This is a genomic window from Alphaproteobacteria bacterium (assembly GCA_033344895.1).
Lineage (GTDB): Bacteria > Pseudomonadota > Alphaproteobacteria > UBA8366 > Aestuariispiraceae > Pacificispira.
This window is the reverse complement of the sequence record JAWPMN010000001.1, coordinates 2,955,346-2,981,398: the sequence shown is the minus strand read 5'-3', so window position 1 is coordinate 2,981,398 and position 26,053 is coordinate 2,955,346. Positions and strand designations below refer to the sequence as shown.

General features: G+C 62.1%; 27 protein-coding genes. 14 read left to right on the top strand and 13 right to left on the bottom strand.

Features of this window, described 5'->3' with window-relative positions; translation table 11 throughout:
- Window positions 1-52 precede the first annotated feature (52 nt).
- Together R8L07_14335 and R8L07_14330 are read left to right on the top strand one after the other, a co-directional pair.
- Window positions 53-472 (top strand): VOC family protein, encoded by a 420-nt coding sequence (locus tag R8L07_14335; GenBank protein MDW3206710.1) that lies wholly within the window; start codon window positions 53-55, stop codon window positions 470-472.
- Complete coding sequence (locus R8L07_14330; protein ID MDW3206709.1) at window positions 465-842, top strand: nuclear transport factor 2 family protein; 378 nt, start codon at window positions 465-467, stop codon at window positions 840-842. The genes R8L07_14335 and R8L07_14330 overlap by 8 nt, the downstream gene beginning before the upstream one ends.
- An 8-nt stretch (window positions 843-850) precedes the next feature.
- Here the strand turns inward: R8L07_14330 and R8L07_14325 are convergent, their stop codons facing one another.
- The 6 genes from R8L07_14325 to R8L07_14300 form a co-directional block, all read right to left on the bottom strand.
- On the bottom strand, window positions 851-1,450 hold the full coding sequence (locus R8L07_14325) for a 2-hydroxychromene-2-carboxylate isomerase (protein ID MDW3206708.1): 600 nt from the start codon (window positions 1,448-1,450) through the stop codon (window positions 851-853).
- Window positions 1,447-2,145, bottom strand: a complete 699-nt coding sequence (locus tag R8L07_14320) for an N-acetylmuramoyl-L-alanine amidase (GenBank protein ID MDW3206707.1) — start codon at window positions 2,143-2,145, stop codon at window positions 1,447-1,449. Before R8L07_14320 ends, R8L07_14325 begins: the two co-directional genes overlap by 4 nt.
- The gene (locus R8L07_14315; protein ID MDW3206706.1) at window positions 2,145-3,026 is read right to left on the bottom strand and encodes an EamA family transporter; all 882 of its coding nucleotides are present in this window, start codon (window positions 3,024-3,026) and stop codon (window positions 2,145-2,147) included. The genes R8L07_14320 and R8L07_14315 overlap by 1 nt, the downstream gene beginning before the upstream one ends.
- The gene (locus R8L07_14310) at window positions 3,023-3,760 is read right to left on the bottom strand and encodes a TerB family tellurite resistance protein (GenBank protein MDW3206705.1); all 738 of its coding nucleotides are present in this window, start codon (window positions 3,758-3,760) and stop codon (window positions 3,023-3,025) included. Before R8L07_14310 ends, R8L07_14315 begins: the two co-directional genes overlap by 4 nt.
- Window positions 3,761-3,869: 109 nt before the next feature.
- Window positions 3,870-4,625, bottom strand: coding sequence for a DUF3750 domain-containing protein (locus R8L07_14305; protein MDW3206704.1), 756 nt, complete (start codon window positions 4,623-4,625; stop codon window positions 3,870-3,872).
- 111 nt (window positions 4,626-4,736) lie between these two features.
- Entirely contained in the window at window positions 4,737-5,207 is a 471-nt protein-coding gene (locus R8L07_14300; GenBank protein ID MDW3206703.1) for a hypothetical protein, read from the bottom strand.
- A gap of 323 nt (window positions 5,208-5,530) precedes the next feature.
- On the opposite strand from R8L07_14300, the gene R8L07_14295 reads away from it, so the two are divergent.
- The 12 genes from R8L07_14295 (at window position 5,531) to R8L07_14240 (ending at window position 17,053) form a co-directional block, all read left to right on the top strand.
- A complete protein-coding gene (locus R8L07_14295; protein MDW3206702.1) occupies window positions 5,531-6,580 on the top strand; it encodes a division plane positioning ATPase MipZ in 1,050 nt (349 codons plus the stop codon).
- A gap of 49 nt (window positions 6,581-6,629) precedes the next feature.
- Window positions 6,630-7,415, top strand: coding sequence for a hypothetical protein (locus R8L07_14290; protein MDW3206701.1), 786 nt, complete (start codon window positions 6,630-6,632; stop codon window positions 7,413-7,415).
- 46 nt (window positions 7,416-7,461) lie between these two features.
- Window positions 7,462-8,190: a VWA domain-containing protein gene (locus tag R8L07_14285; GenBank protein ID MDW3206700.1), complete on the top strand. Its 729-nt coding sequence runs from the start codon at window positions 7,462-7,464 to the stop codon at window positions 8,188-8,190.
- The gene (locus R8L07_14280; GenBank protein MDW3206699.1) at window positions 8,187-8,906 is read left to right on the top strand and encodes a DnaJ domain-containing protein; all 720 of its coding nucleotides are present in this window, start codon (window positions 8,187-8,189) and stop codon (window positions 8,904-8,906) included. The genes R8L07_14285 and R8L07_14280 overlap by 4 nt, the downstream gene beginning before the upstream one ends.
- A 114-nt stretch (window positions 8,907-9,020) precedes the next feature.
- Entirely contained in the window at window positions 9,021-10,268 is a 1,248-nt protein-coding gene (locus R8L07_14275) for an SLAC1 anion channel family protein (GenBank protein ID MDW3206698.1), read from the top strand.
- Window positions 10,269-10,304: 36 nt separating this feature from the next.
- Window positions 10,305-10,970, top strand: a complete 666-nt coding sequence (locus R8L07_14270; protein MDW3206697.1) for an orotate phosphoribosyltransferase — start codon at window positions 10,305-10,307, stop codon at window positions 10,968-10,970.
- A gap of 18 nt (window positions 10,971-10,988) precedes the next feature.
- Window positions 10,989-12,668, top strand: coding sequence for a peptide ABC transporter substrate-binding protein (locus R8L07_14265; GenBank protein ID MDW3206696.1), 1,680 nt, complete (start codon window positions 10,989-10,991; stop codon window positions 12,666-12,668).
- 7 nt (window positions 12,669-12,675) lie between these two features.
- Window positions 12,676-13,644 (top strand): ABC transporter permease, encoded by a 969-nt coding sequence (locus R8L07_14260; GenBank protein ID MDW3206695.1) that lies wholly within the window; start codon window positions 12,676-12,678, stop codon window positions 13,642-13,644.
- Window positions 13,641-14,537 (top strand): ABC transporter permease, encoded by an 897-nt coding sequence (locus R8L07_14255; GenBank protein ID MDW3206694.1) that lies wholly within the window; start codon window positions 13,641-13,643, stop codon window positions 14,535-14,537. Before R8L07_14260 ends, R8L07_14255 begins: the two co-directional genes overlap by 4 nt.
- A gap of 191 nt (window positions 14,538-14,728) precedes the next feature.
- Entirely contained in the window at window positions 14,729-15,196 is a 468-nt protein-coding gene (locus R8L07_14250) for a hypothetical protein (GenBank protein MDW3206693.1), read from the top strand.
- A gap of 182 nt (window positions 15,197-15,378) precedes the next feature.
- The gene (locus R8L07_14245; protein MDW3206692.1) at window positions 15,379-15,825 is read left to right on the top strand and encodes a DUF423 domain-containing protein; all 447 of its coding nucleotides are present in this window, start codon (window positions 15,379-15,381) and stop codon (window positions 15,823-15,825) included.
- 130 nt (window positions 15,826-15,955) lie between these two features.
- Window positions 15,956-17,053, top strand: coding sequence for a hypothetical protein (locus R8L07_14240; GenBank protein ID MDW3206691.1), 1,098 nt, complete (start codon window positions 15,956-15,958; stop codon window positions 17,051-17,053).
- A 34-nt stretch (window positions 17,054-17,087) separates the two neighbouring features.
- Here the strand turns inward: R8L07_14240 and R8L07_14235 are convergent, their stop codons facing one another.
- The 7 genes from R8L07_14235 to R8L07_14205 form a co-directional block, all read right to left on the bottom strand.
- Complete coding sequence (locus R8L07_14235; protein MDW3206690.1) at window positions 17,088-17,516, bottom strand: universal stress protein; 429 nt, start codon at window positions 17,514-17,516, stop codon at window positions 17,088-17,090.
- A gap of 12 nt (window positions 17,517-17,528) precedes the next feature.
- Window positions 17,529-20,348, bottom strand: a complete 2,820-nt coding sequence (locus tag R8L07_14230; protein ID MDW3206689.1) for a TRAP transporter permease — start codon at window positions 20,346-20,348, stop codon at window positions 17,529-17,531.
- Window positions 20,349-20,509: 161 nt separating this feature from the next.
- A complete protein-coding gene (locus tag R8L07_14225; protein ID MDW3206688.1) occupies window positions 20,510-21,475 on the bottom strand; it encodes a TAXI family TRAP transporter solute-binding subunit in 966 nt (321 codons plus the stop codon).
- Between the two features lie 167 nt (window positions 21,476-21,642).
- Entirely contained in the window at window positions 21,643-22,590 is a 948-nt protein-coding gene (locus R8L07_14220; GenBank protein MDW3206687.1) for a TAXI family TRAP transporter solute-binding subunit, read from the bottom strand.
- 248 nt (window positions 22,591-22,838) lie between these two features.
- Window positions 22,839-23,852 carry a TAXI family TRAP transporter solute-binding subunit gene (locus tag R8L07_14215; GenBank protein ID MDW3206686.1) on the bottom strand — a complete coding sequence of 338 codons (1,014 nt, stop codon included), beginning with the start codon at window positions 23,850-23,852 and terminating at the stop codon, window positions 22,839-22,841.
- An 8-nt stretch (window positions 23,853-23,860) separates the two neighbouring features.
- Entirely contained in the window at window positions 23,861-24,712 is an 852-nt protein-coding gene (locus R8L07_14210; GenBank protein ID MDW3206685.1) for a 3-keto-5-aminohexanoate cleavage protein, read from the bottom strand.
- A gap of 3 nt (window positions 24,713-24,715) precedes the next feature.
- The gene (locus R8L07_14205) at window positions 24,716-26,053 is read right to left on the bottom strand and encodes an aspartate aminotransferase family protein (protein MDW3206684.1); all 1,338 of its coding nucleotides are present in this window, start codon (window positions 26,051-26,053) and stop codon (window positions 24,716-24,718) included.

Below are 26,053 nucleotides of genomic sequence, written 5' to 3'. Positions count from 1 at the left end.
ATTAGAAACAACTAAATTCCCTCGCATCGGCCTGACACCAAAGGAGGACCCGATGCAGAGACTCGAGCATATCAATCTGGTTGTCGGCGATATCGCGGCGACCGCCGATTTCCTGATGACCGCGTTCCCGAAATGGCGCATCCGCGGGACCGGGACCCAGACCTGGGGCGGGAAGCCACGTCACTGGTCCCATGTCGGTGACGATGACACATACGTCACCCTGAACGACAATGGCGAAGGCCCCAACCGCGACCTATCCGGACATAGTCCCGGCCTCGCCCATATCGGGTTCGAAGTCGACGATCTGGACGCCGTCCTGAAGCGTCTTCTAGGCGCCGGGTATGAAATCGACATCGACGGTTTCGACCATCCGTTCCGACGTAACGTCTACTTCGTCGATCCGGCCGGCTTCCAATTCGAATTCATCCAGTATCTCAGCGACAAACCCGAGGAGAAGAACCGCTATGACTGACAATCAGACCCGACAACCGGACCGCAACGACCTGGTACATGCCCTCTACAGCACGGTCGACCGTCGCGACGCGCCCGGATTGGCCAGGTTCCTGACCGATACCATCGTGTTTCGCCTGGGAAACCATGACCCGATCGTCGGCCTGAATGCAGTCCTGGATGCAAATGAGGCCTTCTTCAGAACCATTGAAAACATGAGCCATGACATCGCCGGAATCTGGACTGTCGACGAAACGACGATCTGTAACGGCAACGTCCATTATGTTCGCCTTGACGGTTCCAGACTGACCCTGCCCTTTGCAACGATCCTGACCTTCCAGGACGAGCGGATTGCGGATTATCGGGTCTATGTCGATGTGTCGCCGCTCTGACCGTGACGTCAGCGGCCACCCAGCGTCGCATCCAGAAGTTCCAGCCGGTCCTGTCCCCAGAAGCCTTCGCCGTCGAGGGAGTACCACGGGACCCCGAAGCAGCCAGCGGCGAGCGCCGCCTCGCATTCGGCCGTCGCGGCCGCCTGGATCTTCTCGGACTGCGCCTGTTCGACCAGCCCGGCACCGTCCAATCCAAGATCCGTAGCGATGGCTTTCAGTTCGTCCCAGTCCGCCACATTGCGTTCGTCCTGCCAGACGCCCTTCAGGATGGCATGGGACAGTTCGCCGACATCCGCTCCCGCCTCCCGGGCGGCATGGGCGAGATACAGGGCCGGTCGATCATCCGCCGGAAAGAATTTCGGTTCGAAATTGATCGGCACGCCGAGATGCCGGGACCAGCGCTTCAGTTCCACCATGCGATAGGCACGGCGCTCCGGCGGGCGTTTGGCCAGCGGCAGGCCGCCGGTCTTCGGGAATATCTCGGCTACGGTGATCGGCCGGTAGGCGATGGTCGCGCCATGCTTGGCGGCAATATCCATCAACCGCCGATGGCCCAGGAAGGTCCAGGGCGATACATGACTGTAGAAATAGTCGATGGTTCGGGTCATCGGTGTCTGCCTCCCTCGGCATCCGTGTCATTGCTGATGAGTTTCAGATAGGCGGCGGCGATGGCCGCGCACTCGCAATCCGCGCGGCCGTCGATACGGTCTGGACGAAAGCGTCGCTGGAAAGCGGCAATACACTCATTCGCGTCCGGGTCGTAGCCGATCTCGGCAAGCAGTTCCGGCAACGAGCGATCTGTCGGCATGCCCAGATCAGGGAAGACCCCGATCCCGCGCCCTGCCAGATCCCGCCAGGGGAACAGTTCGCCCGGATCGGTCTTGCGGTCAGGTGCAACATCGGAATGCCCGACGATACCCGCCGGCTCGATCGGATGACGGGCCAGTATGGAAAGGCAGAGTGCGCTCAAGCTGTCGATCTGCGCCTCCGGAAAGGTGCGATAGCCGAACTCATGGCCCGGATTCTGAAGCTCGATACCGATCGACAGCGAATTCACATCGCGAACGCCGCGCCAGAAGGCCAGGCCGGCATGCCAGGCCCGCTGCGACTCATCGACGAGCCGATGCAGCGTTCCATCTTCTTCGATCAGGTAGTGCGCGCTGACCTCTGCAGTCGGGTCGCAGAGACGCGCCAGCGACTCCTCCGCGCTTTGCATTCCAGTGTAATGCAGGACGAGCATGGTCGGCCGTTCGACGCCACGGCGGGGACCGAAATTCGGCGATGGCGTGTCGACAACCCGCATCACGACGGTACCTTCGGCTGATGCGGCGCACCGCGCACGGCCTGACGCAGGGTCACAATGCCGACCCCGATCATGACCAGAATTCCACCGACGATCATGTAGGGTGTCAGTGCCTCATCCAGAATCAGGACGCCGCTGGCCACGCCGACGACCGGCAGCAGAAGCGTCAACGGGATGACCCGGCTGATCGGATAACGTTTAATCAGCCCGTACCACAGGCCATAGCCGACAATCACGACCATCACCGACTGGAAGAAGATCGCCCCCCAGCCCAGCCAGGACAGAGTCGACAGAATCTCCCAGTGATTGTCCTCGACCGCGAAAGAGATTGCCAGCAATTGCGGTGCCGCCATGGCCGCCATCCAGCCGTTCAGGGCGAAGGGACCGATTTCACCGATCTGTTTGACCTGAACGGCCGCAACGGCCCACAGGAAGGTCCCGCCGACAACCAGCAACGCCGGCAGCAGCCCCCCCTCAAACCGCGGTTCCCCGGCGATAATGGCACAACCGACGAAGGCGATCACGATGCCCAGAATGCGCCGCCACCCGGGATAGTCCTTGAACACGATTGCCGCCAGGATCACCGCCCAGGGCGTGTTCAACTGGCTCAGCAGCGCGACAGTCGCGGCATCGGCCATCGCCATCGCGTTGAACATCATCGCGAAATGCAGAACCCCCAATACGACGGAATAGGCCAGCAACGGCCGGAACTGACCTTTCGGCCAGCGGATGAAAGGCAGCAGGATCAGCGCCACCACGACGAAGCGCATCGCCATGAACAGAAAGGGCGGTATCTCCTGAACGCCAACTTTTACGACTACGAAATTGAGACCCCAGATCAGAATTACGAAGATCGCCGTCGCGAAATCCAGCGGCTTCATTGCGCCGCCCCGGCGCGCATCTGTCGAATCTGGTCATACGCCGCGTTGATCTTTGCCACACGTTCGTTTGCGACCGTGACAAACTCTTCGGGCATGCCTTTCGCAATCAGCTTGTCCGGGTGATTTTCGACCACCAGCGCCCGATGCGCCTTACGGATTTCCTCGTCACTGGCGCCGGCGGCAACCCCCAGGATCTGATAGGGATCGGCGTTGCCGCCGTCGAGCTGAAGCGCGGTAACCCGTTCGAAGGTCGCGCCATCAAAGCCGAAGATCTCGGATACGCTGCTTAGAAACTCCAGTTCGCCGGGATGGATCACGCCATCCGCCTTGGCGATATGTGCCAGACACCACAACAATTCCTCCAGCACCTCCGGAGAATTGCGGAACATGCCGGCGACCTGTTCGGCATAGGGTTCGAAGCCGCGCGCGTCCTTGCGGGCCTGGTTGAAGACCCGGGCAACGTTCTTCATCTCCGATTCCGGAACCTGGAAGACCTCCTTGAAGGCATCGACCTCGTCCGGCGTCACCACACCGTCGGCCTTCGCCATCTTGGCCCCCAGGACAATGACCGCGATGGTGAAGCCGACTGACCGCTTGGCGCGCTCCGGGTCCGGTTCCTGATCCGGGCGCAAACGGTCGACAAAATGCCCGCCGACGGCCCCGACGAGCAGGCCCAGCGGGCCACCCATCGCAAAGCCGGCGGCACCGCCGACGATTTTTCCCCAGATACTCATGTCGCTTGGTCTATTTCCGAACTTTCCGCAGTGCACACACTGTAGTCATACAGCCCTGAGCGGCAAGCCAAACGGCGATACCAGCCGCGGCATGCGACGCGATTTCCGGTCATGGCCGAACGGGATTCGGATCGCGGCCGACCCGCCCGATGCCCGGTACCAGGATATTCATGTCGAGGGGATCCACACCGACACTGAGGCCGAGAATGTTCAGTTCTACCCCTTCCCGTGCCGCCGCGGTCAGTCCCAGAACGCCGGCCAGACTGAACTGCAATCCGGTATGGCTTGGCGTCAGCGCCGCGAACCGATGGCGCCCCAGATAATCCTTGCCCACGGCCAGCGGCGGCATTTCCAGCTCCAGTTCCGGCACGGATCGCCCGATCCAGGCGATGAAGGTGTTGCTGTTCGGGCCCGGCCAGGCGCGATACTCCCCGGCATAGGGATAATCGGCAATCGCCTGCTCCACCTTGTCGATCAGCCGATCCGTCCCCTCCCCCCGCATGTCGAGAATCAGGCTGGGCGCGGATCCATACCAGTAGCGATCCGGGATGTCCTGCCGGCTGCGTACCTTGTTTCCGGAATACCAGCCGATCACGTGATGCGTCCGGTAGCTGTCGGCATGGGGCCGTTTGGTGGCTATCCAGGTGTGAACCGCGAAAGCCCCACGCCACCCGTAGGCGCGCGCCGCATAGACCTGAATGACAGCCCCGGCCTCGTCCTCCGGTAAGGGGGCCAGCCCGGCGCTGACCCGACTGGCGGTGGACCAGTTCCTCTGGTCCAAATCATTGGAGAAATAGACATAAGCCGGGCCGATCAACAGCAGCAGGACGAGCAGAAGGGCGCGGACGCTCCAGCGCAAGAGCATTTTCAATCCTTTGGTCAGCATGAAGGTCAGTCTGGTCTCCCATTCGACGGAAAAAACGGCATCCCCATGGCAAAACCTTGGATGGCACCGGAAAAATTGAGAAGCCCGAGATCACCCGTCGGGCGTCAATGCCGGATCCCCTTCCTGAACCCGGACGGCACGTATGACCGTTTCCGCCTGACCGTCCGTGAACGGTTCCCCCGGGGCGGCACAATAATAGCCCAGAAGCTGCCGGGTGATCGCGTCACTTTCCGGTGCAACGCCCTGGGTGAAGAGGACGCATATCTGCGGCCCCATCAGAAAGCGCCGCCACAAGACGGGCCCGACGGCATTTCGGCTTTCATACAGAACCTGGAAATCTAGCGACCTGGCCTTCAGGCGATCCCAGTATTGCGCGGCGCCCGACGGCGGCGGGGGCGCACCGATGGGGACATACTCCAGATGCCGGATTTCGATCAGCGACGCCTCCACGGCATTGCCTGGCGGCCCGCGCCATGTCCGCCGACGAAGCAGAAGCGCGTTCTCCAGATCCCGTCGCTCGTCATAGAAGGATGCGCTGTCGTTCAGCGTCGGCAGGTCCATCTGCAACAGGACTGGCGGTGCCGGTACAACGGTCCGATTCGCGGAAAACGTATCCGGGCTTTCCGGATCGAGCGGATTCCAACCAATTTCATCGCAGCCCGGCGCAACCGCGCAAGCCGCTAAAAACAATAGTATTTTAGTCAAATTTTGCATGCTACTATCAGGGGCTCCAACCTGAGGCGCTTGTATCAAACATCCGGGACGCCCAGAGTGAGGTGAGAAACCTTACGAGTCCAGCATGCGGCGCTTTCGGGAATGGGCGACCGGGGTTGGAATTTTCGGAGACGGCCGGGGGGCCGCAAGGTTTTCGAAAGCGGGGCGAGATGGCATGGTCCGGCGTAAATTGGATGGTTCGGCACGGCCTGATCCGACGGCCGGAGCAGGCTGTTCCGGCGAAGGCTGCGACCAACCCGACAATCAAGTCGGCGCCCGCATTGCGGATAGCGACATCGAATTCGAAGGGCACAATGGCCGAACAGGGTACAGTACCGGACCGGAACAATGAACAGGACGCCGCACGTTCGGCGGCGCCCGCCCCCAAGAAACGGGGTGACGCGCGCATCGTCGTCGTGGGCAATCAGAAGGGCGGATCCGGAAAGTCGACAACGACGATGCATGTCATCGCGGCGCTGATGTCCAGCGGCGCGAAAGTCGCCAGCATCGACCTGGATGCCCGTCAGGGGACGTTGTCGCGTTATATCGAGAACCGGCAGTCCTACATGGCGCGTACCGGGACCGAGCTTCCGATGCCGACCCATCGCGCCATCGAACCGTCGACCGTCGCATCGGTCGACGTGGCGCGCGCACATGATGCCCATGCCGTCGAAAAGGCGGTCACCGATCTGTCCTCGCGGCACGATTACATCGTGATCGACACCCCGGGCACGGACAATTTCCTGAGCCGCGTCGGCCATTCCTATTCCGACACGCTGATCACGCCGCTGAATGACAGCTTCGTCGATCTGGACGTTCTGGCCACCATAGATCCCGAGACCTACGCCATGGTCCGGCCCAGCAAATACGCCGAGATGGTGTTTCAGGTGAAGATGCAGAAGGCCCGGCGCGACAAGTCGAACCGGACCTTCGAATGGATCGTCATGCGGAACCGCACCGGCCAGTTGGATTCCCGCAACCAGCGCGCCATGGACGAAGCGCTGGCAAAGCTCAGCGGCCGGATCGGCTATCGCCTCGTCGCGGGGTTTTCCGAACGTGTCATCTTCCGGGAATTGTTCCTGGACGGCCTGACGCTGCTGGACCTGCGCAATCCGGGCACGGATATCAAGATGAACATGTCCCATCTGGCCGCCCGGCAGGAAGTTCGCGACCTGATGGCTGCGATCGGCTTCGACAAGGCGGAAGCCATCGGCGCCTGACGGAACGGCGGCACTTGGCGCCGCCACGCGAACCGTGTTGTTATCCGGCATGTTCGACTATTCCCTGCCAGACGCGACCCGCAAAATTCTCGACGGCTGCCGGATCGTGCCGGTCATGTCGCCTGACGACTCCCTTGGCGACCGGTACTTCAACCCTCTTCCCGCGTATCGGGAAAGCTACCCGCTGACCCACCTCGTCACGCGGGACGACCTGTTCTGGGGCGCGACCAGCGGCACGAACCAGCCATACGTGATCCGTACCGGACTGCCGGATCCCGTTGTCCTGGCCTATACCAACTCGGCCCCGGTCTACGCGTCCTATGCCATCCGTCCCATGACGCATGCGCTGGAGGAAGGCGGACGACGGGTTCGGATCGCCCCGCTGCATCACTATTCGGATTTCCGCTTTCTGGTGCGGGAAGACGGTCAGGCAATCTGGGATGGCACAGAGCCTGACCGGACGGAGCCCTTACGCGCCGCCATCGAAGACGGCCGCTCCTATCGCGTGGTCATGGAAATCGAGGACGGCACCATCCTGTCGCTGCCGGTCGACATTCCGATGTATTTTCCCGGCGACAACAGCCTGAACATAACCACCCATCCCGGGTTTCTGCCGACTTTCTTCGGCGACCCTCAGTCCCTGATCGATGGGTTGGCGGCTCACAACGCCAACATGCTGACCCTCAAGAGTGCGGCGGCGGAATCCGCCAATGTGACCGTGCCCGTCTTTCCGGTCTTCTTCTCCATCCGCTCGGACGGAAGCTATTTCGGCGTAAACGAAATCATGTCCGGTGACCCGAAGCGGTGGTCCCGGGTGAGATTGTTTGCGTATTGACCGTGCGGGACGTGAGTCCCGCACGCACGCATGGCATAATACCGGCATGGCAAGACCCCCGACACGATCCAAGACGTCCGGCACCGAAATCGACGCCTTTCTGGAAAAGGTACGCAATACCCCTGCGCCGGCCACATCCGGGCGCGGCAAGCTGATTTTCGCATTGGATGCGACGATGAGCCGGGAGCCGACCTGGGATACTGCCTGTCAGATTCAGGGCGAAATGTTCGAGGCCACCAGCGCCATTGGCGGGCTGGATGTCCAACTGGTGTTTTTCCGGGGCTTCGGCGAGTGCAAGGCGGGCAAGTGGCAGCCGGATGCAAAGGGGCTCGCCGGCCAGATGAGCAAGGTTCGCTGTCATGCCGGCAGAACCCAGATCGGCAAGATTCTGGCGCATATCAAACGGCAGGCCGAAGCATCCAGAATCGGCGCAGCGGTCTTCGTCGGCGACGCCTTCGAGGAAGATATCGACGCGGTCTGCCATACAGCAGGCGAAATCGGGTTGCTCGGCGTTCCGGTTTTCCTGTTCCAGGAAGGCCCTGACCCCGTGGCGCAGCGGGCTTTCCGGGAGATCGCGCGTCTGACAGGCGGGGCCTGGTGTCCCTTCGACCTGAGCAGCGCAGAGACGCTGAAATCCCTGCTGTCCGCCGTCGCGGTCTATGCGGCGGGCGGCATGAAGGCGCTGGAAGACTATGGCCGTTCCGGTCGAGGTCGCGAGGCTGTCGCGCTGATCGAGCAAATGTCCGGCCGTCGAAAAGGAAACACATCGCGATGAGTTTCTTCTTCCTGGGCCTTGCCGTTCTGGTAGGCGGGCTGCTGTTCGTGAACTGGTTCACCACCGCCAAGCCGAAATCCATTCTCAAGGGGGCCAAGTGGACCGCCCTTGCCATTGCCGTCGGCGTTGTCCTGCTGGTTCTTCTGACCCGCAATTTTCATCTGATATGGGCGGGTCTGCTGGCGCTGCTGCCCTGGATCAGCCGGTTCCGCATGCTACGCAACATCTGGAAGACGATGCGCGGTCCCAGCGCAGGGCAACGTTCGGAGATTTCCTGCCGATTCTTCGACATGCATCTGGATCATGACACCGGCGCGATGGACGGTCGCATTCGCGAAGGACAGTTCGCCGGGGCCCTGCTTTCGGAACTGTCGATGGTCGAGGGGCGATCCCTCTACGAGGAAATCCGAACGACGGGCGATGCCCAATCCCTGCGTCTGCTGGAAGCCTATCTGGACCGGGTGCACGGCGCCGACTGGCGCGATGGCGGGCAACGGCAGGACGCCGGCGACGAACAGGCGTCGGACCGTGCCGACGGCCCCATGACGGAATCGGAGGCGCTGTCGCTACTGGGCCTCGAAGCCGGTGCCACGGAAAGCGAGATCAAGGCGGCACACCGCCGCTTGATGAAGCAGGTTCACCCCGATGCCGGCGGGTCGGCCTATCTGGCGGCCAAGATAAACGCGGCCAAGGATTTCCTGTTGAAGCGACGATGACGGAACAATCGGCCCTTTCCAAATCCTGGTTCCGGACGTTAACATTGCGCCATGGGGGCAGTTCATCGATGCATTTCGTGACAGCAGGTTTAATCACTGAATCAAGCGGTTACCATGACGCCCGATGACCGTTCCGTGACCGCGCAGGGCGATCCCGATGACGATGCCGCCGAGGCGCCACGGGGCAACGGTCCGGCGGTAACGGTCAAGGCTAAAGCCAAACCCCGGAAGGCGGCCAAACGCAAAGCCGGCGCCAAGAAGGCGAAGGCCAAGGCGGCAGCGCAAAAGGCATCTCCCCAGTCAGCGAAACCAACGCCTGCGGATGCGGACCGGCCCGCCCCATCGGCCAGGAAAGACGGCAGGCCCGCGTCGGGCGGCGACGCGCTGCATATCCCCGCGAGCCTTCAGCACATGCCGGCAAACCTCTTCGGCGCTGGCCTAGGGATAGCCGGCTTTGCCACCGCGTGGCGTGAAATGTCGGTTGCTTTCGGCTTCGGCGAAACGCCTTCCATCGTGTTGGCGGGCATTGCCTGCGGGGTTTTTGTCGCACTGGTCGCCCTGTATGGGGTGAAGACCGTGCGCCATTTTGAGGCGGTCAAGGCAGAGATCCGGCATCCGGTACAGGGCAATTTCTTCGCGGCGGCAACCATGACCGCGATGATCCTGACGACAAATCTGGTGACCAGTCTTCCCGCCGCGGCCACCGTGATATGGGCCGTCGCGGCGATCGCCAATCTGGCGGTTACCGCGGTGATCTTCACCAGCTGGATTTCCCGGGATGTCGAGATCAGTCACGTCGCCCCGGTTTGGTTCATCCCGATCGTCGGAAATCTGGTCATTCCCATTGTCGGTGCCCCCCTGGGTTATACCGATATCGGCTGGATGATGTTCGCGGTCGGCTTGTTGTTCTGGGTAATCCTGTTCACGATCGTCTTCTACCGCCTGCTGTTCGAGCGCCAGTTGGAGGGGCCGTTGCGGCCGTCGTTGTTCATCCTGATCGCGCCGCCATCCCTCTGTTTCATAGCCTACGCCGTTCTGAACGGCGGCGTTGTCGACGGGCCGGCGCTCATGTTTCTGGGCATCGCCCTGTTCACGCTATTGATGCTGCTGCCGCAGGTCCCCACTTTGCTGCGCCTGCCCTTCGGCCTGAATTGGTGGTCCTACACCTTCCCGCTGGCGGCCCTTTCCGTGGCGTGCACGCTTTATGCCGACGTCGCCGACAGCGAGACCGCCCGCGTGCTTGCCGTCGCGGTCTTTGCCGTCACCGCCCTTGCCGTTGCGGTCGTAACGGTGCAAACGATCCGCTACATCCTGGCCGGCAAGGTCTTCCAACCGTCCGAACCGACCTTGCCGAAACCCTGATCCGATCCAGATTTCTGACCAACAAGGCCGAAACGCATGCCCCTGTCGACCGCCCGCATCACCGCCCGCATCCTGATCGAGACACAGTCGGTTCTGTTCCGTCCGGAAGATCCGTTCACGTTGACGAGTGGCCGGGCCAGCCCGGTCTATGTCGACTGTCGCAGACTGATCGCCTTCCCGCGCGCCCGACGGCGGCTGATGAAGATGGCAGCGGCAACGATCGAGGAGAAGGTCGGCTTCGAATCCCTGGATGTCGTCGCCGGCGGTGAGACCGCCGGCATCCCCTTCGCGGCCTGGATCGCCGATCACCTGATGCTGCCGATGTGCTACATCCGCAAGAAGCCGAAGGGATTCGGCCGGAACGCCCGGATCGAGGGCAACCTCGAGGAAGGTCAGCACGTTCTGCTGGTCGAGGATATGGCGACCGACGGCGGGTCCAAACTGTCCTTCGTCGAGGGCATTCGCGAAGCCGGCGCGACCTGCGGCCATACCTTCGTGATCTTCCATTACGGCATCTTCCCCGAAGGCGAGAAGATGCTGGCCGATTCCGGTGTCTCGCTGCACAGCCTCGCGACATGGTGGGACGTCCTCGCCTGTGCCAAGGAAGAGGGTTATTTTGCCAAAGGTCAGGCAGAGCAGGTGGAAGCATTCCTTCACGATCCCAAGGGCTGGTCCAAGGCCCATGGCGGCAAGGAGGACTGACGTGGCACGGGAGGCCGAATGGCGACGAATAGGAAGCGTCTTGGCGTAGCGCTGATTGGCGCCGCCCTATCGATGATGCTGGTGACCTCCGGCGCAGCCGCCGCGACCAAGGAGCGGCTGACAATAGGCCTGAGCCAGTATCCGGCAACGCTGAGCCCGGTTTTCGAAACCATGATGGCGAAGGCCTATGTACTGGCCATGACGCGTCGTCCGATCACGGCCTACGATCAGGACTGGGAACCGATCTGCCTGGTCTGTACCGCACTGCCCTCTGTGGAGGACGGCACGGCGGTCTGGAAAACCGCGGAGAACGGCAATCCGGGGATCGCGATTTCCTATACGCTGCACCCTGACGCCGTTTGGGGGGACGGGACGCCCGTCACGACCGACGACGTCCTGCTGTCCGTCGATATCGGCCAGGACCCGCAGACCGGCGCCCTGAATGCCGAGCTCTTTCGGCGGATCGAGCGGGTCGACGTCCAGGACGACAAGACCTTCACCCTGCATCTGAACAAGCGGACCTGCAGTTTCGAGAGCATTTCCGGCCTGGCCCTGCTACCGAGCCATATCGAACGGCCGATCTATGAAGCCGACCCGGAATCCTATCGCCGTCGCACGGCCTATGACGCCGATCCCACCAACCCGGGACTGTGGTTCGGACCGTACCGCATTGCCCGCGTGGCCGTCGGCCAGAGCATCCTGCTGGAGCGCAATCCCGAATGGTGGGGCCCGGAACCGTATTTTGACGAGATCGAGATCCGCGCGATCCAGAACACCTCCGCCCTGATTGCCAACCTGCTGGCCGGAGATATCGACATGATTGCGGGCGAACTGGGACTTCAGGTGGATCAGGCGCTGTCCTTCGAAAGCCGCAACGGCGACGACTTCCAGTTCATTTATCGTCCGGGCCTGGTCTACGAACATATCGACGTCAATCTGGACAACCCGGCCCTGGCCGATCTCCGAGTCCGGCAGGCGCTGATCCACGCCATTGATCGCAAGGCCATCAGCGAGCAATTGTTTCAGGGCAAGCAGCCGGTCGCCCACGGCAACGTCAATCCGCTGGATAAGTGGTACGATCCGGACGTGCCAAAGTATGACTACGATCCGCAGAAGGCCGTGGAATTGTTGAAGGCCGCTGGTTGGGAAGCGGGGGCTGACGGTATCCGGGAGAAGGACGGACAGCGTCTGACGATACCGTTCCAGACGACGGCCGAAAACAAGACCCGCGAACTGGTTCAGCAGGTGATCCAGAACCAGTGGCGTGCCATTGGGATCGAAGCCGAGTTGAAGAACCAGCCGCCGCGCGTCTTCTTTTCAGAGACGGTCACCAAGCGGGCATTTGAAGGCGTGGCGATGTATGCATGGCTCAGCGCGCCCGAATCGGTCCCGTTGACCACCCTGCACTCGAGCCAGATTCCGACCGAACAGAACGCCTGGCAGGGTCAGAACTATCCCGGCTATGCCTCACCTGAAATGGATCAGACGATCGACCGGCTGGAAACCGACTGCGCGGATGAAGATCAACGCGCGCTCTGGTCCGATCTTCAGAAACGGTATGCGGAGGATCTGCCGGTCCTGCCGCTGTATTTCCGGGCGGAACCCTACATTCTGCCCAAGAACCTGACGGGGCTGCGCCCGACCGGCCACCAGTTCCCGTCCTCTCTCTGGGTCGAGGAATGGCGCCTGACGGAGTGACGGCGGGATGTTGAACTACGCGGCAAGACGGCTGGCGGAAAGCCTGCTCGTACTGCTGGTCGTCTCCTTTGTCAGCTATGTCCTGATCGGACTCATGCCCGGGGATCCCGTCGACCTGATGTTCGCGGACGACCCCGAAATTACCGCCGAGGACATCGCCCGCCTCAAGGCGCTCTATGGCCTCGACCGCCCCCTGCTGGAACGCTACGGCCATTGGCTCGGCAACGCCCTGTCGGGGGAATTCGGCTATTCCAGGCTGTATCAGCAGCCGGTCGGAGACATCCTGCTGCCCAGATTGGCAGCCACACTGCAATTGTTGGGAACCAGCACGGTGCTGGCGCTTCTGCTCGCCATTCCTTTGGGAATCTTGGCGGCCTCCCGGCCGAATTCCCTCTCCGACTATGGGATCAATCTGATCAGTTTCGCCGGAATTTCCGTGCCGCCTTTCTGGCTCGCCCTGATGCTGATCGCCTATATCGCGGTTCCCATAAGCTGGGTGCCGGCGGGCGGCACCGCGGAACCCGGTAGCGGCCTGTTGGAAACCTTGCGTTACATGATGCTGCCGGTTCTGGCGCTTACCCTGGCGGAGATCGGCGGTTTCACCCGTTTCATGCGCGGCGCCATGCTGCAGACGCTGGGGCAGGACTATATCCGGACGGCACGGGCGAAGGGCGCATCGGCCCCGCGCCGCCTGTTCGGGCACGCACTGCGCAATGCGCTTCTGCCGATGGTTACGGTCATCGCGCTCAGTTTCGGGACCCTATTCTCGGGCGCGCTGATAACCGAGGCGATCTTCGGCTGGCCGGGCATGGGCGTCATGATCTACGAGGCGATCATGGGCAACGATTACAATCTGGCCCTGATCGGCCTGATGATCGCCACTGCGTTCACCCTGCTGGCCAATATCGCCGCCGACCTGGCCTATGCGGCCCTCGACCCCCGGATCGTCTCACGACATCAGGAGGAAACGTCGTGACGGTCGGCATTCGGCGCAGTACGCGCATCCGGAACCGCTTCCTGGCCAACAAGATGGCCATGGCATCCGGTGCGGCTCTGGTGTTTCTGATCGCGGTTGCCCTGCTGGCCCCCTGGATCCTCGATTTGCTGGGTCTGGACCCGCACGCAACGAACCTCTTCGCCCGCAATCAGCCCGCCGGACCGGGCCATCCACTGGGCACGGACGAGGCCGGGCGCGATATCCTTGCCCGTCTCATTCTGGGAAGCCGCGCTTCGTTGAGCGTCGGGCTGACCACCGCTGTAACGGCCGCCGTGATTGGCACCATGATCGGTCTTGCTGCCGGCTATTTCGGTGGATGGGCGGACCGTCTGCTGATGCGCTGTACAGACGGTGTCATCAGTCTGCCGCTGCTGCCGCTGCTGATCGTCCTGTCGGCGGTCGATCTGAAGAAGCTTGGGCTCGGATGGGTCGACGGCGGCTCCGGGCTGGCACTCATCGTTTTGATCATCTCCCTTGTGGCCTGGCCCACCGTCGCGCGCCTCGTCCGCGCCGAGACGATGAGCCTGAAATCACGCGAATTCGTGGTGGCGGCCAGGGCCCAGGGCGCCCCGCCGCTCTATGTCATCCGGCGCCATATTCTGCCGAACACGCTGTCACCGATCATCGTCGCAACGACACTGTCCGTCGGAAAGATCATCCTGCTGGAAAGCGTGCTGAGTTTCCTCGGCCTGGGCATTCAGCCGCCGACCCCGAGTTGGGGCAATATGCTGACCAATGCGCAGGACTATCTGTTCGCGACCCCCGAATTGGCGCTCTGGCCAGGACTGGCCATCCTGACGGCGGTGATCGCCTTCAATTTCCTGGGGGACGGTCTGCAGGATGCCTTCGACCCGCGACGGGACAGGATGTAATTCTGAAGCGGGCCCTCCTTCTGAGGTTTAGATCAAATGCTGCCTAAACCTTGAGTTTTCCGCCGAATTAACCTATATTTTCGAGTATCCAGATGTCTGATGAGTGCCATCTGGCACTTCACGGTATCAGGGTAGCGCGAACGAAAGGACCAACGGCTCCTTTGGCATTCGCAGAATAATGAGGTGACGGTATGGCCGACATCGGTGGAATTGGCGGATTTAATCCGGGCACGACCCGCAGTTTCTTTGACGCGGAGGCCGCGGCGCAAAGGCGCGCAGAGGAATCCCGGTCTCAGGAAGCCGCCCGGGAAGAGCAGCGTGTAGAGGCTGCGGCCGAGGAAGAGGCCCGGACTCAGGAAGCTGCCGCCCAGGAAGAGAGCGAGTCCCAGGCCGCCCTGGAAGATCAGGAAGACGCGGTTGTCCTGAGCAATGCCGCGCAGGAATTCCTTGTCCGGGCGCAGGACGACGCGCAGCCCGCGAATGATGATGCGACGGTTGGCGGTATCGAGGCCGTGGCTCAGTCCACGCAGGTCGGTGGCGTGAACGGCACCAATCAGCAGGCCGTGGACGAGGAGAACTCAACGACGGTCAACGGCAACCAGGATCAGCAGTCCGAACAGACGCGGGCGCTGGGTCAGTTGGTGGATCAGTTCGCCTGACCGACAGTACGACTACCTGTCCGTTAGATCGCAGATCAAGAAGGGCTCGCTCGATGCGGGCCCTTTTGTTTTCCACGCCTGGTTTGATTTCATAGGTCTGGTTTCATGGGCATGATTTCGCGATCCCAACAGACTGAATCGCGGTAGGCGTCTGGCATCGGCAACGAAACGGAGCCTCTTGGATGGCGCAACTTTTCATGTTTCTGGCAGGGCTCGCGGGCGCCGCAGGCGTCGCATTTTCCGCCATGGCCGCCCATGCGCTTCAGGACACCCTGGCGCCCAAGGAAATCGAATGGATCGAAACCGGCGGAACCTACCTGCTTCTTCATGCCCCTGCCCTGGCACTTTGCGCGCTAATCGGCCTGCGCAACTCCGGCAGGCTGGTGACTGCGGCGGGGGTCCTGTTCAGCATCGGCCTGATCTGTTTCAGCGGCGGCCTTCTGGTCCTCGCCTTGACGGGCTTCCGGCCAGTCATCGCGATTGTCCCCGTCGGCGGCAGCCTTCTGGCTATTGCATGGATCGTGTTCGGCGCCATCGGCCTGAACTGGTTTCGAACCAACCGGAAATCGCAAGAAAATCCTTCCGAATCGGGTGCGAATCGGTCTATCGACTCCACCGGGCAGGTTTAATTCGGAGCGAGGGCAGATCATGGGCTTTTCCAACAATGGAACGCGCAGGCCGAAATCGGCGCGCTGCATTGCATGGGCCGGAACCCTGGCCATTGGACTGACAGCCACAGCTGGCCTTCAGGCTGATGAAATGGCCAACGAAAAAGCCTGCTACGTCCGACATCACGCGATGGAGGCGCAGGGCGACGGCATGAATGGTCCCAGCCCCGACGCGTTGGACGACGCCTATGCCTGCTTCGAGGAGCAGCTTCTGGCCGGTTACGCCCAATCGAAACACGTCCTTGCGCGCATCTTTGGCGAATGGGAGCGCTCCTCCTACGCGCCGTTCAAATACGACGAGATCGGATCCCGCTATCTTGTCGTCTACGGCAATGATCGGGCTGTGGGGGAAGAAACGACCCTGTGGCTGGACCGGGACCTGCCGGTCGGCGCGACCGTAGCGGCCGCCGGATTTTCCATTGCCGAAGACGGCCGGCTGGTGGCCGAACCACTGATGCTCTACGAAAAGATGAGCCAGGGTTACACCTTCGGGCGCGGCAACTGGCGCCAGACCATGATCGGCCCGGACGGCTCTATCATCGGCGTCACGAAGGGTCCGGGAGCCGACGCTCTGACGGTGTGTCAGGATTGCGCAGCCCCCTCTGCGGACCGGATTTACCTGGCATTGCTGAACGACGGCATGATGCCTGCCAACGCGCCCGAGCCGTCGCCGCCGATCACGGAAAACGACCTTTCCGATGGTGGCGCACCGTTGGATCCCGGGGCGATCCTGTCACCGACCGACAGCTCCGCTCCGCTTGATCCACTGGCCCCGCCGCCGGCTTCGAGTTTCGATCCGAACGCCACTCTGCAGCCGGGGATATCTCAGGATCCTCTCGCACCGCTCGATCCGCTGGCCCCGCTGGACCCGTTGCAGCCGCTTGATCCGAACGCGCCGCTCGACCCTCTGGCCCCGCTGGAGGAGAATGAGCAAAGCCTCGAGCCGTCGCTCCAGATCGAACAGGAAACCGCAGCTGCGGAACCGCCCCCTCCGTTGGAAAGCGAAGAAACCATGGGTGAAATGCCCATGGACGACACCGACATTTCCGAGGCGCCGGCCCCCGCGACGCCGATGACCGGACTTGATCTCGAACTGTCGGAAGCGACGGACCCGCTGTTGCCGATCCCGCAATTGGAAGTCGACCCGCCGCCTTTCCTCGAAGATACGGAAAACGGCACGGGGATCTGATCCACCGCGCCGTCTGACCGTCGTTCGGCTTCTTCTACTCCCGCACTATCAGGACCGAGCAGGTCGCCCGCGCCACGACCTTGGACGCGACCGATCCCAGCAGCGCGTGATCCATACCCGGCCGGTGCGACCCGATCACGATCAGATCGGTCGGCACCTGCTTTGCCGTTTCCAGGATTTCCTCCGCCGGGGAGCCGTGCTTCACGATATGCTGTACCTTGATGCCCTTGGGCACGTGGTCGGCCACGAAGGCGTGCAAGCGCTCGTTAGCCTCCTTCAGCGCCTTCTTTTCGTAATCGGCGGGAAAGAACGAGCCGACGATCGTCATACCGAAATCGGGCACGACCGTCATGATATGGAGCACCCCGTCCTGACCGCTCAACAGGTTCAGGGATTCCGGTAGCGCCCGCTGCCAAGACAGGTCCTCGCCGAGATCAACGGCGAGCAGAACGTTCTTGTACATATCCTTCCCTCCCTATGCGGTGGCCAGGGATTTCTGGCGACGCGACTGCAGCAGCGCGACGAAGCCCAGAAGCACAAGCGCCGGAATCCAGATCAATTCCTTCGGCGGTTGATCAGCCGGCACCTTCACATCGACGATCTTCTGATCCCAGTCGAAGACGCCCTGCTCATCGGCCGGGGAATCGAATGAGACATTGTCGATCGTCACATCGTTGCCGTCGATCAGCAGTTCCAGCCCGAAATTGGCAATCCGCTCCTCGCCGGTTTCCCCTTCCGGGACCTCGACGATTGCGGTGAAGGATAGCGGCTCGCCGACGCTATCCAGCCCATCGACCTGGAAGCGCAATTCTGTCCCCGGTTCTGCCCTTTCGAACTGCTCGACGATGCTGCCCGGCGGGACGCTGTTCGTCGGCTCGATGATCATGTCCATCCAGAAGCCCGGTCTGAACAGCGAGAAGGCAATCAGGATCAGCAGCACCGATTCATAAATCCGAGATCGAGCAAGGAAGTAGCCCTGGAATCCGGCTGTGAATATCAACATCGCCGCCGTGGCAACCACGAAGACAAGGACCGCCTCCGTCGGCCCGACGTCGATCAGCAGCAGATCGGTGTTGAAGATGAACAGGAACGGCAGCAGTGCCGTGCGCATGGAATAGAAGAAGGCGACAAAGCCCGTCTTGATCGGGTCCCCGCCGGACACGGCCGCAGCCGCAAAGGACGCAAGTCCGACCGGTGGGGTTACGTCCGCCATGATCCCGAAGTAGAAGACGAAGAGGTGCACCGCGATGAGCGGAACGACCAATCCGTTCTGCTGCCCCAGCGCGACCACGACAGGGGCCAGCAACGACGACACGACGATGTAGTTCGCCGTCGTCGGCAGGCCCATGCCCAGGATGAGGCTGAGGATCGCCGTCCAAATCAGGATCAGGATCAACTGTCCCTGGGACAGAAGTTCCACAAGATCCGCCAAGGCGCTGCCGATACCGGTTTGCGAGACGGAACCGACGATCACACCGGCGGCGGCCGTGGCGATGCCGATCCCGATCATGTTCCGGGCACCGGCGATCATGCCGTCGACCAGATCCCGGACACCTTGCCCAAGCTGGCCGCCGGTCTGTCCGCGGAAGAAGGCAAACAGACTGCGCTGCGTGATCAGGATGAACATCATCAGGGCTACCGCCCAGAAGGCCGACAGGCTGGGCGACTTGCGCTCCACCATCAGCATCCAGATCAGCAGCAGAACCGGCAGCAGGAAGTGCAGGCCCGACATGATGGTCGGCTTTGGAAGCGGCAGAGACACGATCTCGGAATCCGGATCGTCCGGTTCCAGATCCGGATAGGTCGCGCAGATGCGCACCAGGAAGGCATAGACCAGGATCAGCAGCAGCCCGACGATCCAGGGCAGCAGGAAGCCCAGCCCGGCGCCGTCCAGCCCCTGTTCCAGCGCATCCAGCAGATACATCAGGAAGAAGCCGCCGACGATGCAGTACCCGACCACCATCGTGAAGGTCGAGAACACCGCTGCCTTGGTCCCTTCGGACGCGGAAGCGGAAATCCCTTTGCACAGCGCGATGAGCGCGACCAGCGCGACACCAGCCGCCAGCATCAGCTCAGGGGCCGATTGCAGGGCCAGATAGGCATCCGCCAGCCAGGCAACGCCGCCACCGATGGCAACGAACATCGCCGCAGTCATCAGGAAGGACAGTATCTGCAGTTTCACCGGCTTGGCCTCTGTCGCGCGCGGCAGCGCCTGCATGTTCTGCTTCATTGCCTCTAGATGGACGATATAGACCAGCGCGATGTAGCTGATGATCGCCGGCAGGAAGGCGTGTTTAACGACGTCGAAATACGGAATATTGACGTACTCGACCATCAGGAAGGCAGCCGCGCCCATGACCGGCGGCATGATCTGCCCGTTCACCGAGGATGCGACCTCGACTGCGCCGGCTTTCTCGTTGCTGAAGCCGACCCGTTTCATCATCGGAATCGTGAAGGTCCCGGTGGTCACGACATTGGCGATCGACGAGCCGGAAATCAGCCCGGTCATCCCGGAGGCGACGACGGCCGCCTTGGCCGGACCGCCGCGCAGATGCCCCATCAGGGAGAAGGCGACCTTGATGAAGTAGCTGCCCGCCCCGGCCTTATCCAGGAGCGCGCCGAACAGGACGAACAGGAAGACGAGATCGGTCGACACCCCCAGTGCAATGCCGAAGACGCCGGATTGCGACAGCCACTGGTGATAGGCCATCGCACCGAAACTGGCGCCCTTCCATTCCAGCAGCCCCGGGAAATACTCCCCGAAATAGGTATAGAGCAGGAAGAGGATACCAAGGATCGCCAGAGGCGGCCCAAGGCTGCGGCGCGTCGCCTCGAACAGGCAGACAATGCCGACGCAGAAGACGACGATATCGAACGTATTCGGATTGTTGGGTCGGTCGCTCAGGCGGGTGCCGAAGATCTCTCCGACAATCGCCAGATCGGCGGCGAACAGATAGAAGGCCGCGAATGCCCCGGCAATGAGAAGAATCCAGTCCGTGATCGGGATATACGATCGTGGCGACCGCTTGAAGGCCGGATAGGCCATGAAGCAGAGGATCAGGGCCAGGGCCAGGTGGATCGACCGCGCTTCCCGGCTGGAGAAAACCCCGATACCGACTTCATAGGGAATCGGTGAGGCAATCCAGACCTGGAACAGCGCCCACAGGAAGGCAATGATCGCCATCGCCTTCAGAATGCCCTTGTTGGAGGGATTTCGGCCGCCCGTATCGGTGGAGGCGACGAGATCGTCCAACTCCTCCTGGCTCATCCCCGAACCGCTGTTCTGCTCGCTCATGCCCTATTCCCCCTGCTCGACCGACTGCGTTTTGTTTCCCGACGCGTTTCGCGCTTCCAAAAATTGACGAACGAATAAAAAGATGAAGGGGCTGCGGCGCCGGACCGGCTTCGGGCCGGCACCGCAGCGCCCTCCTTATCGGCTACTTGGACAAGGCCGGATTACATCCAGCCCCGTTCCTTGTAGTACTTGACCGCGCCGTCATGCAGCGGAGCGGACAGGTTGTTCGTGATCATCTTCGCTTCTTCCAGGTTCGCGAATGCGGGGTGCATCTTCTTGAACCGGTCGAAATTGTCGAAGACGGCCTTCACGACCTGGTAGACGGTCTCTTCGCTGGTCGCGGTGGACGCAACGAAAGTGGCACCGACGCCGAAGGTGGTGACGTCGTTGTCCGTGCCCTTGTACATGCCGCCCGGAATCGTCGTCATCGCGTAGTACGCGTTGTCGGACGCCAGTTTCTGGACGACGTCGTTGTTGACGTCGATCAGCACGGAATCACAGGTCGTCGTGGCTTCCTTGATGGTGCCGGCCGGGTGGCCGACCGTGAAGACGATCGCGTCGACCTTGTTGTCGCACAGCGCGGCCGCCTGCTCCTTGGAGTTCAGGTCGGACGCCAGCGAGAAGCTGTCCATCGTCCAGCCCATCTTTTCCATCACGACTTCCATCGTCGCACGGGCACCCGAACCGGGATTGCCGACATTGACGCGCTTGCCCTTCAGGTCTTCGAACGTCTTGATGCCGGAATCGGCGCGGGCCACGACGGTGAACGGCTCCGGATGGACGGAAAACACCGCGCGCAGTTCTTCAAAGGCACCTTCCGGGAACTTGTCCGGCGCCGTGCCGTTATAGGCGTGGTACTGCCAGTCGGACTGGGCAACCCCCAGATCCAGATCACCATTCCGGATACCGTTGATGTTCGACACCGACCCGCCGGTCGTGTGCGTGCACTTGATTTCGTGATCCGACGTGCCGCGGTTGACCAGACGGCAAATCGCGCCGCCGACCTGATAGTAAACGCCCGTTTCGCCGCCGGTGCCGATCACGATATTGGTTTCGGCGGTCGCGGCGGTGGAGAACATGGCGGCGCCCATGAGAGCGGCCGTCACGCCCAGCTTCTTGATCATCATGTTATGAACTCCCTTCTTGTAATCACTCTTTGGGTTTCCCTGTACCAGTCTGCGGGTTGCCCCCCGGTTCTCTTTCTCGTTGCGGGTTGGCGCAGTCTCCGCCGCGGCCAACCCCTTTCCACACCCGCCGCCAATCGGCGACGCGCATTCCTTGCGGGCGCGTCAGGCTAGTTCTGCACCAGCCCGACCTCCCTGAAGTATCGCTCCGCGCCGGGATGAAGGGGCGCGGAGAGCCCTTCCGCTACCATCGTCTCCGGCTCCAGCCGTGCCAGCGCGTCGTGCTGCACCTTTACCCCTGCCAGATCGGTAAACACCGCACGCACCATGGCATAGACATCATCGTCGCTTGTCCGGCTGGAGGCGACAACCGTCGCCAGCCCGCCGAAGCTTGGCACCGGCTCTCCCGACCGGCCATACAATGCAAGATCGATCTCGACGGGACCGAAATTCCGGTCATCCGCAAGAATCGCCGCGACTTCCGGCCCATCGACGGGCACCAGATAGCTGTCGCAGGTAAACAATGCTTCGCGAATGGACGCGTTGGGATGGCCGACCATGAAGACGATGGCATCGACCTCTCCGTCGCAGAGCGCCTGCGCCTGGTTGCGGGATGTCAGTTCGGATGCCGAAGCGAAACTGGCCATCGTCCAGCCCAGACCCGCCATCACAGTTTCCATTACGCTGCGCTGACCGGAGCCCGGATTCCCGATATTGACCCGTTTCCCCTCCAGGTCCCGCAATGCGGTGATGCCGGATCCGGCGCGGGCGACAACGGTAAAGGCCTCCGGATGCAGCGAAAACAGGGCCCTGAGATCCCTTTGCGGGGCGCCGGCGAAGGGTCCTTCGCCGCGATAGGCCTGAAACTGAACATCGGATTGGACGATCGCCAGATCCAGATCCCCGTCCATGACGGCGCCGACATTGTAAACCGACCCCGCCGTTGCCTCGACGGAGCATCGAATGCCGTGGTCCTTGCGCTGATTATTGATTACACGGCACAGAGCGCCCCCTGCGGGAAAGTAGACGCCCGTTACGCCGCCAGTACCGACGACCACGAATCTCTGCGCCGCATGGGCGGGCATGGCGAGGGTGCCGACCAGGACAAGGCCGATCACTACCAGCGCCAGAATCCCAGAGATCCGGCATAAAGGGCGGCGGATGCCAAGATGCCCGCCTGCTGCCCAGGCGTTGTCGGCGAGATTGTTCACCCTGTTCCTTACCCGCATTTCTTGCCTCTGAGGTATGTCCCCATGAAGCCAGTTCGCGGTCAATTATCTTCTTCTTGGAAAAAGTATGCCGTGCCGCCCGAATGACGTCAATCGACGCGGACTGCCTGCCGGTAAGGTTGAGAGAGGACGAGCGACTACTGCCCGCCTGCCCCGAGCGCCTGAGCCGCCGCAGGATGCAACGGAGCGAAGGATGACGCGGTCGTCAGGTCCTCGACACGGATTGTTGAAAAGGCCGGATGCGACGCATTCAGTCGGTCCAGCCCCCGCGTGATCGCCGTCGTCAGCGCCCCGACCAACGCCGGGTCGGCATCAACGGTCGTCGCCAGGACCGGTCGCAGTCCGACCGTACGCACCGGCACGGTCTGGCCGGGATAGGTCTTTGCCGGGATGATCACTTCGGCATAGCCAAGCAAGGCGCCCAGCATCTCCGAAACTTCCCCGTCCGCAAAGGAAAGCGGGGCGATCCCGCAGCGGCGCCCGGCCGAGGTCAACAGCTCGGCAGGATGCACGGCCATGACCACAACGGCATCCGTTCGCCCATCGCAAAGCCGTTCAATCGCGTCGACGACGGGTTCACCGCTGGCTTCGGCCAGATCGTCCCGGTCCAGCCCGGCCGCGTCCAGCGCCACATCCGCCATGATACCGCGATAGCTGCCGGAGGGACCGACACTCACGCGCTTGTCCTCGAGATCTTCCAGACTGGCAATCGGTCCGGTTGCCTTGACGAATATTGTAAAGGCTTCGGTATAGAAGGCGGCTACGGCTCGAAGGTCCTCCGACGGGCCGGTTTCCTGGTAGCGGCTGGTGCCATGAACCGCGTGGTGCAACCAGTCGCTCTGCACGATGGCGAACGGCATCTCACCAGAGGTCAGGGCATCGATGGCCGCCGCACTGTCGGACAGGCTGGCGACAGCGCAGGGCTGCGGATTTGCGCCGGTTTCAATCAGCCGGCACAGGGTTCCGGCCATCGGAAAATAAAGCCCGAAAGGCAGCCCGCCGCCGATCAGCAACCGTTCCCCGGCACCCGGAATGGCGAGATCGACGCTCGTCGAAGGCGATTGCGCCGACGCGCTGCCCGCGGCAAGCCCGCCGAGAGCCAGTCCCATGGCCGTCAGCGCGCCCAGCGCCGTTTTCCGAATGCCCAACATCGTTCCCCCTATTTCATCCCTAGTACTTTACGGGCCGCTGCCGGACCGGCGAGTTCCCGCCCCACCAGTTCCGCCTGATTTGCGACCTGCTCGATCAGGGCCGCATTGTCGGGTGCGACCTCTCCATTCGCAAGGTAGAGATTGTTCTCGAACCCAATTCGACTGTTTCCGCCCAGGGCAGCCGCCGTCAGCGCACAGGCCGCTTCCTTGGGCCCGAAGGCGCAAACGGCCCAGTGTACCTGCAACGCCTCATCCTGAGCGGCAGTCAGAAACGGCAGCAGATCCGAGGGTTCGGATGTCTGCCCCTTGCTGTACCGACCCAGCACGTACAGAACGAAAGGCGCCTCATCGGTGATTACACCACGGCGGCGCAGATCGGCATATCGGCGCACATCCTTGTCGTCATACAGAATGTATTGCGGCGCGATACGTTCGGAACGCATCCAATCGGCAAATTCGGCAAAGTCGCGTTCGCTATCGGCATCGGGCACCAGTTCCCGGATTGCCAGTGATACTGCCTCCGGCCGAACGTCACGTACCATCGAACGCTGCTGCTCGGCGGCATAGATGCCGACAGCTTCGGATGTGACCTGAACGATCATTCCGTCCCCGGCTTCACGACGAACCGCCGCTATGGCATCTCGATATAGCTCGGCATCCAGCGTGTGGGTGCCTTCGGCGTTGCGCACATGCAGATGGATCATCGACGCGCCGGCGTCCTGACAGGCCGCCGCGGTTCGACCGATCTCGTCCGCCCCCATGGGCAATGCCGGATGGTCGGCCTTCGTCTTGCGCGCACCATTGGGTGCGACCGCGAGAATCAGCGGTGGCAGACCTGCGGTCTTGTCCGACGAAGACATGGATCAGGTCAGCCCGGCACCGGCCAGGGCATCATCAACCGCACCGCCCAGTTTCTCGACGATTTCCTCGACATGGCTGTCATCGATGATGAAGGGCGGCGCCAGCAGGATGTGATTCCCGAGCTTGCCATCGATCGTGCCGCCGCCCGGGTAGCACATCAGCCCGCGTGCCATGGCATGTTTCTTTATCGCCGCATGAATCTTCAGCGCCGGATCCAGCGGCTCCTTCGTTCCACGGTCGGCAACGAGTTCAAGACCGATGAACAGGCCCCGGCCGCGTATGTCGCCAACATTCGGGTGGTTGCCGAACCGGGCCGTCAGACGCTCCATCAACTGCACGCCCCGCTTTCGAACATTTTCAAGCAGGTTGTCCTCTTCGATCACCTGCTGCACCGCGAGGGCGGCTGCGGCAGCGGTGGGATGCGCCATATAGGTATGACCATGCTGGAAGAAACCCGACCCGTCACGGATCGTGTCGTAGATCTCACGCGTGCAAAGCGTGGCCCCGATCGGCTGATACCCGGCGCCCAGCCCCTTTGCTGTCGCCAAGATGTCCGGCGCAACGCCTTCCTGCTCACAGGCAAAGAGACTGCCCGTCCGTCCCATGCCGCACATGACCTCATCCAGGATCAGCAGGATGCCATGACGGTCACAGATTTCGCGGATTCGCTTCAGATATCCCGGCGCTGGGACCAGCGCCCCCGCCGTCGCACCGACCACCGGTTCCGCGACGAAGGCGACAACATTTTCCGGCCCGACTTCCTGCAGGCGGGCTTCCAGTTCGTCGGCCGCCCGTCTGCCGTATTCTTCCAGGCTCTCACCGTCCTTCTTTTCGCGATACGCATAACAGGGCGAGATATGCTGGGCGTCGATCAGGATCGGCGCGAACTGCTCCCGCCGCCACATGTTGCCGCCGACGGCCAGCGCCCCCAGCGTGTTGCCATGATAGCTCTGGCGCCGGGCGATGAAGTGACGCCGCTGACCTTCGCCCTTTTCCCAGAAGTACTGATGGGCGAGCTTCAAGGCGGCTTCCATGGCCTCGGACCCGCCCGAGACGAAATAGACATAGTCGAGGTCGCCCGGGGCGCGTTCCGCCAGGAAGCTCGCCAGCTTCTCCACCGGATCGTTCGTGAAAAAGCCGGTATGAGCAAAGGCGATGGCGTCGACCTGATCCTTGATCGCCTGAATCACCTTGGGATGAGAATGGCCGAGGCAGCTGACCGCAGCCCCACCCGATGCATCCAGATAGCGCTTGCCGTCCGCATCGACGATATAGCAGCCGTCGCCCTTCACGGCGGTTGGCGGCGGTGCGCCGCAGGCCCGATGGAATACATGCGTCAT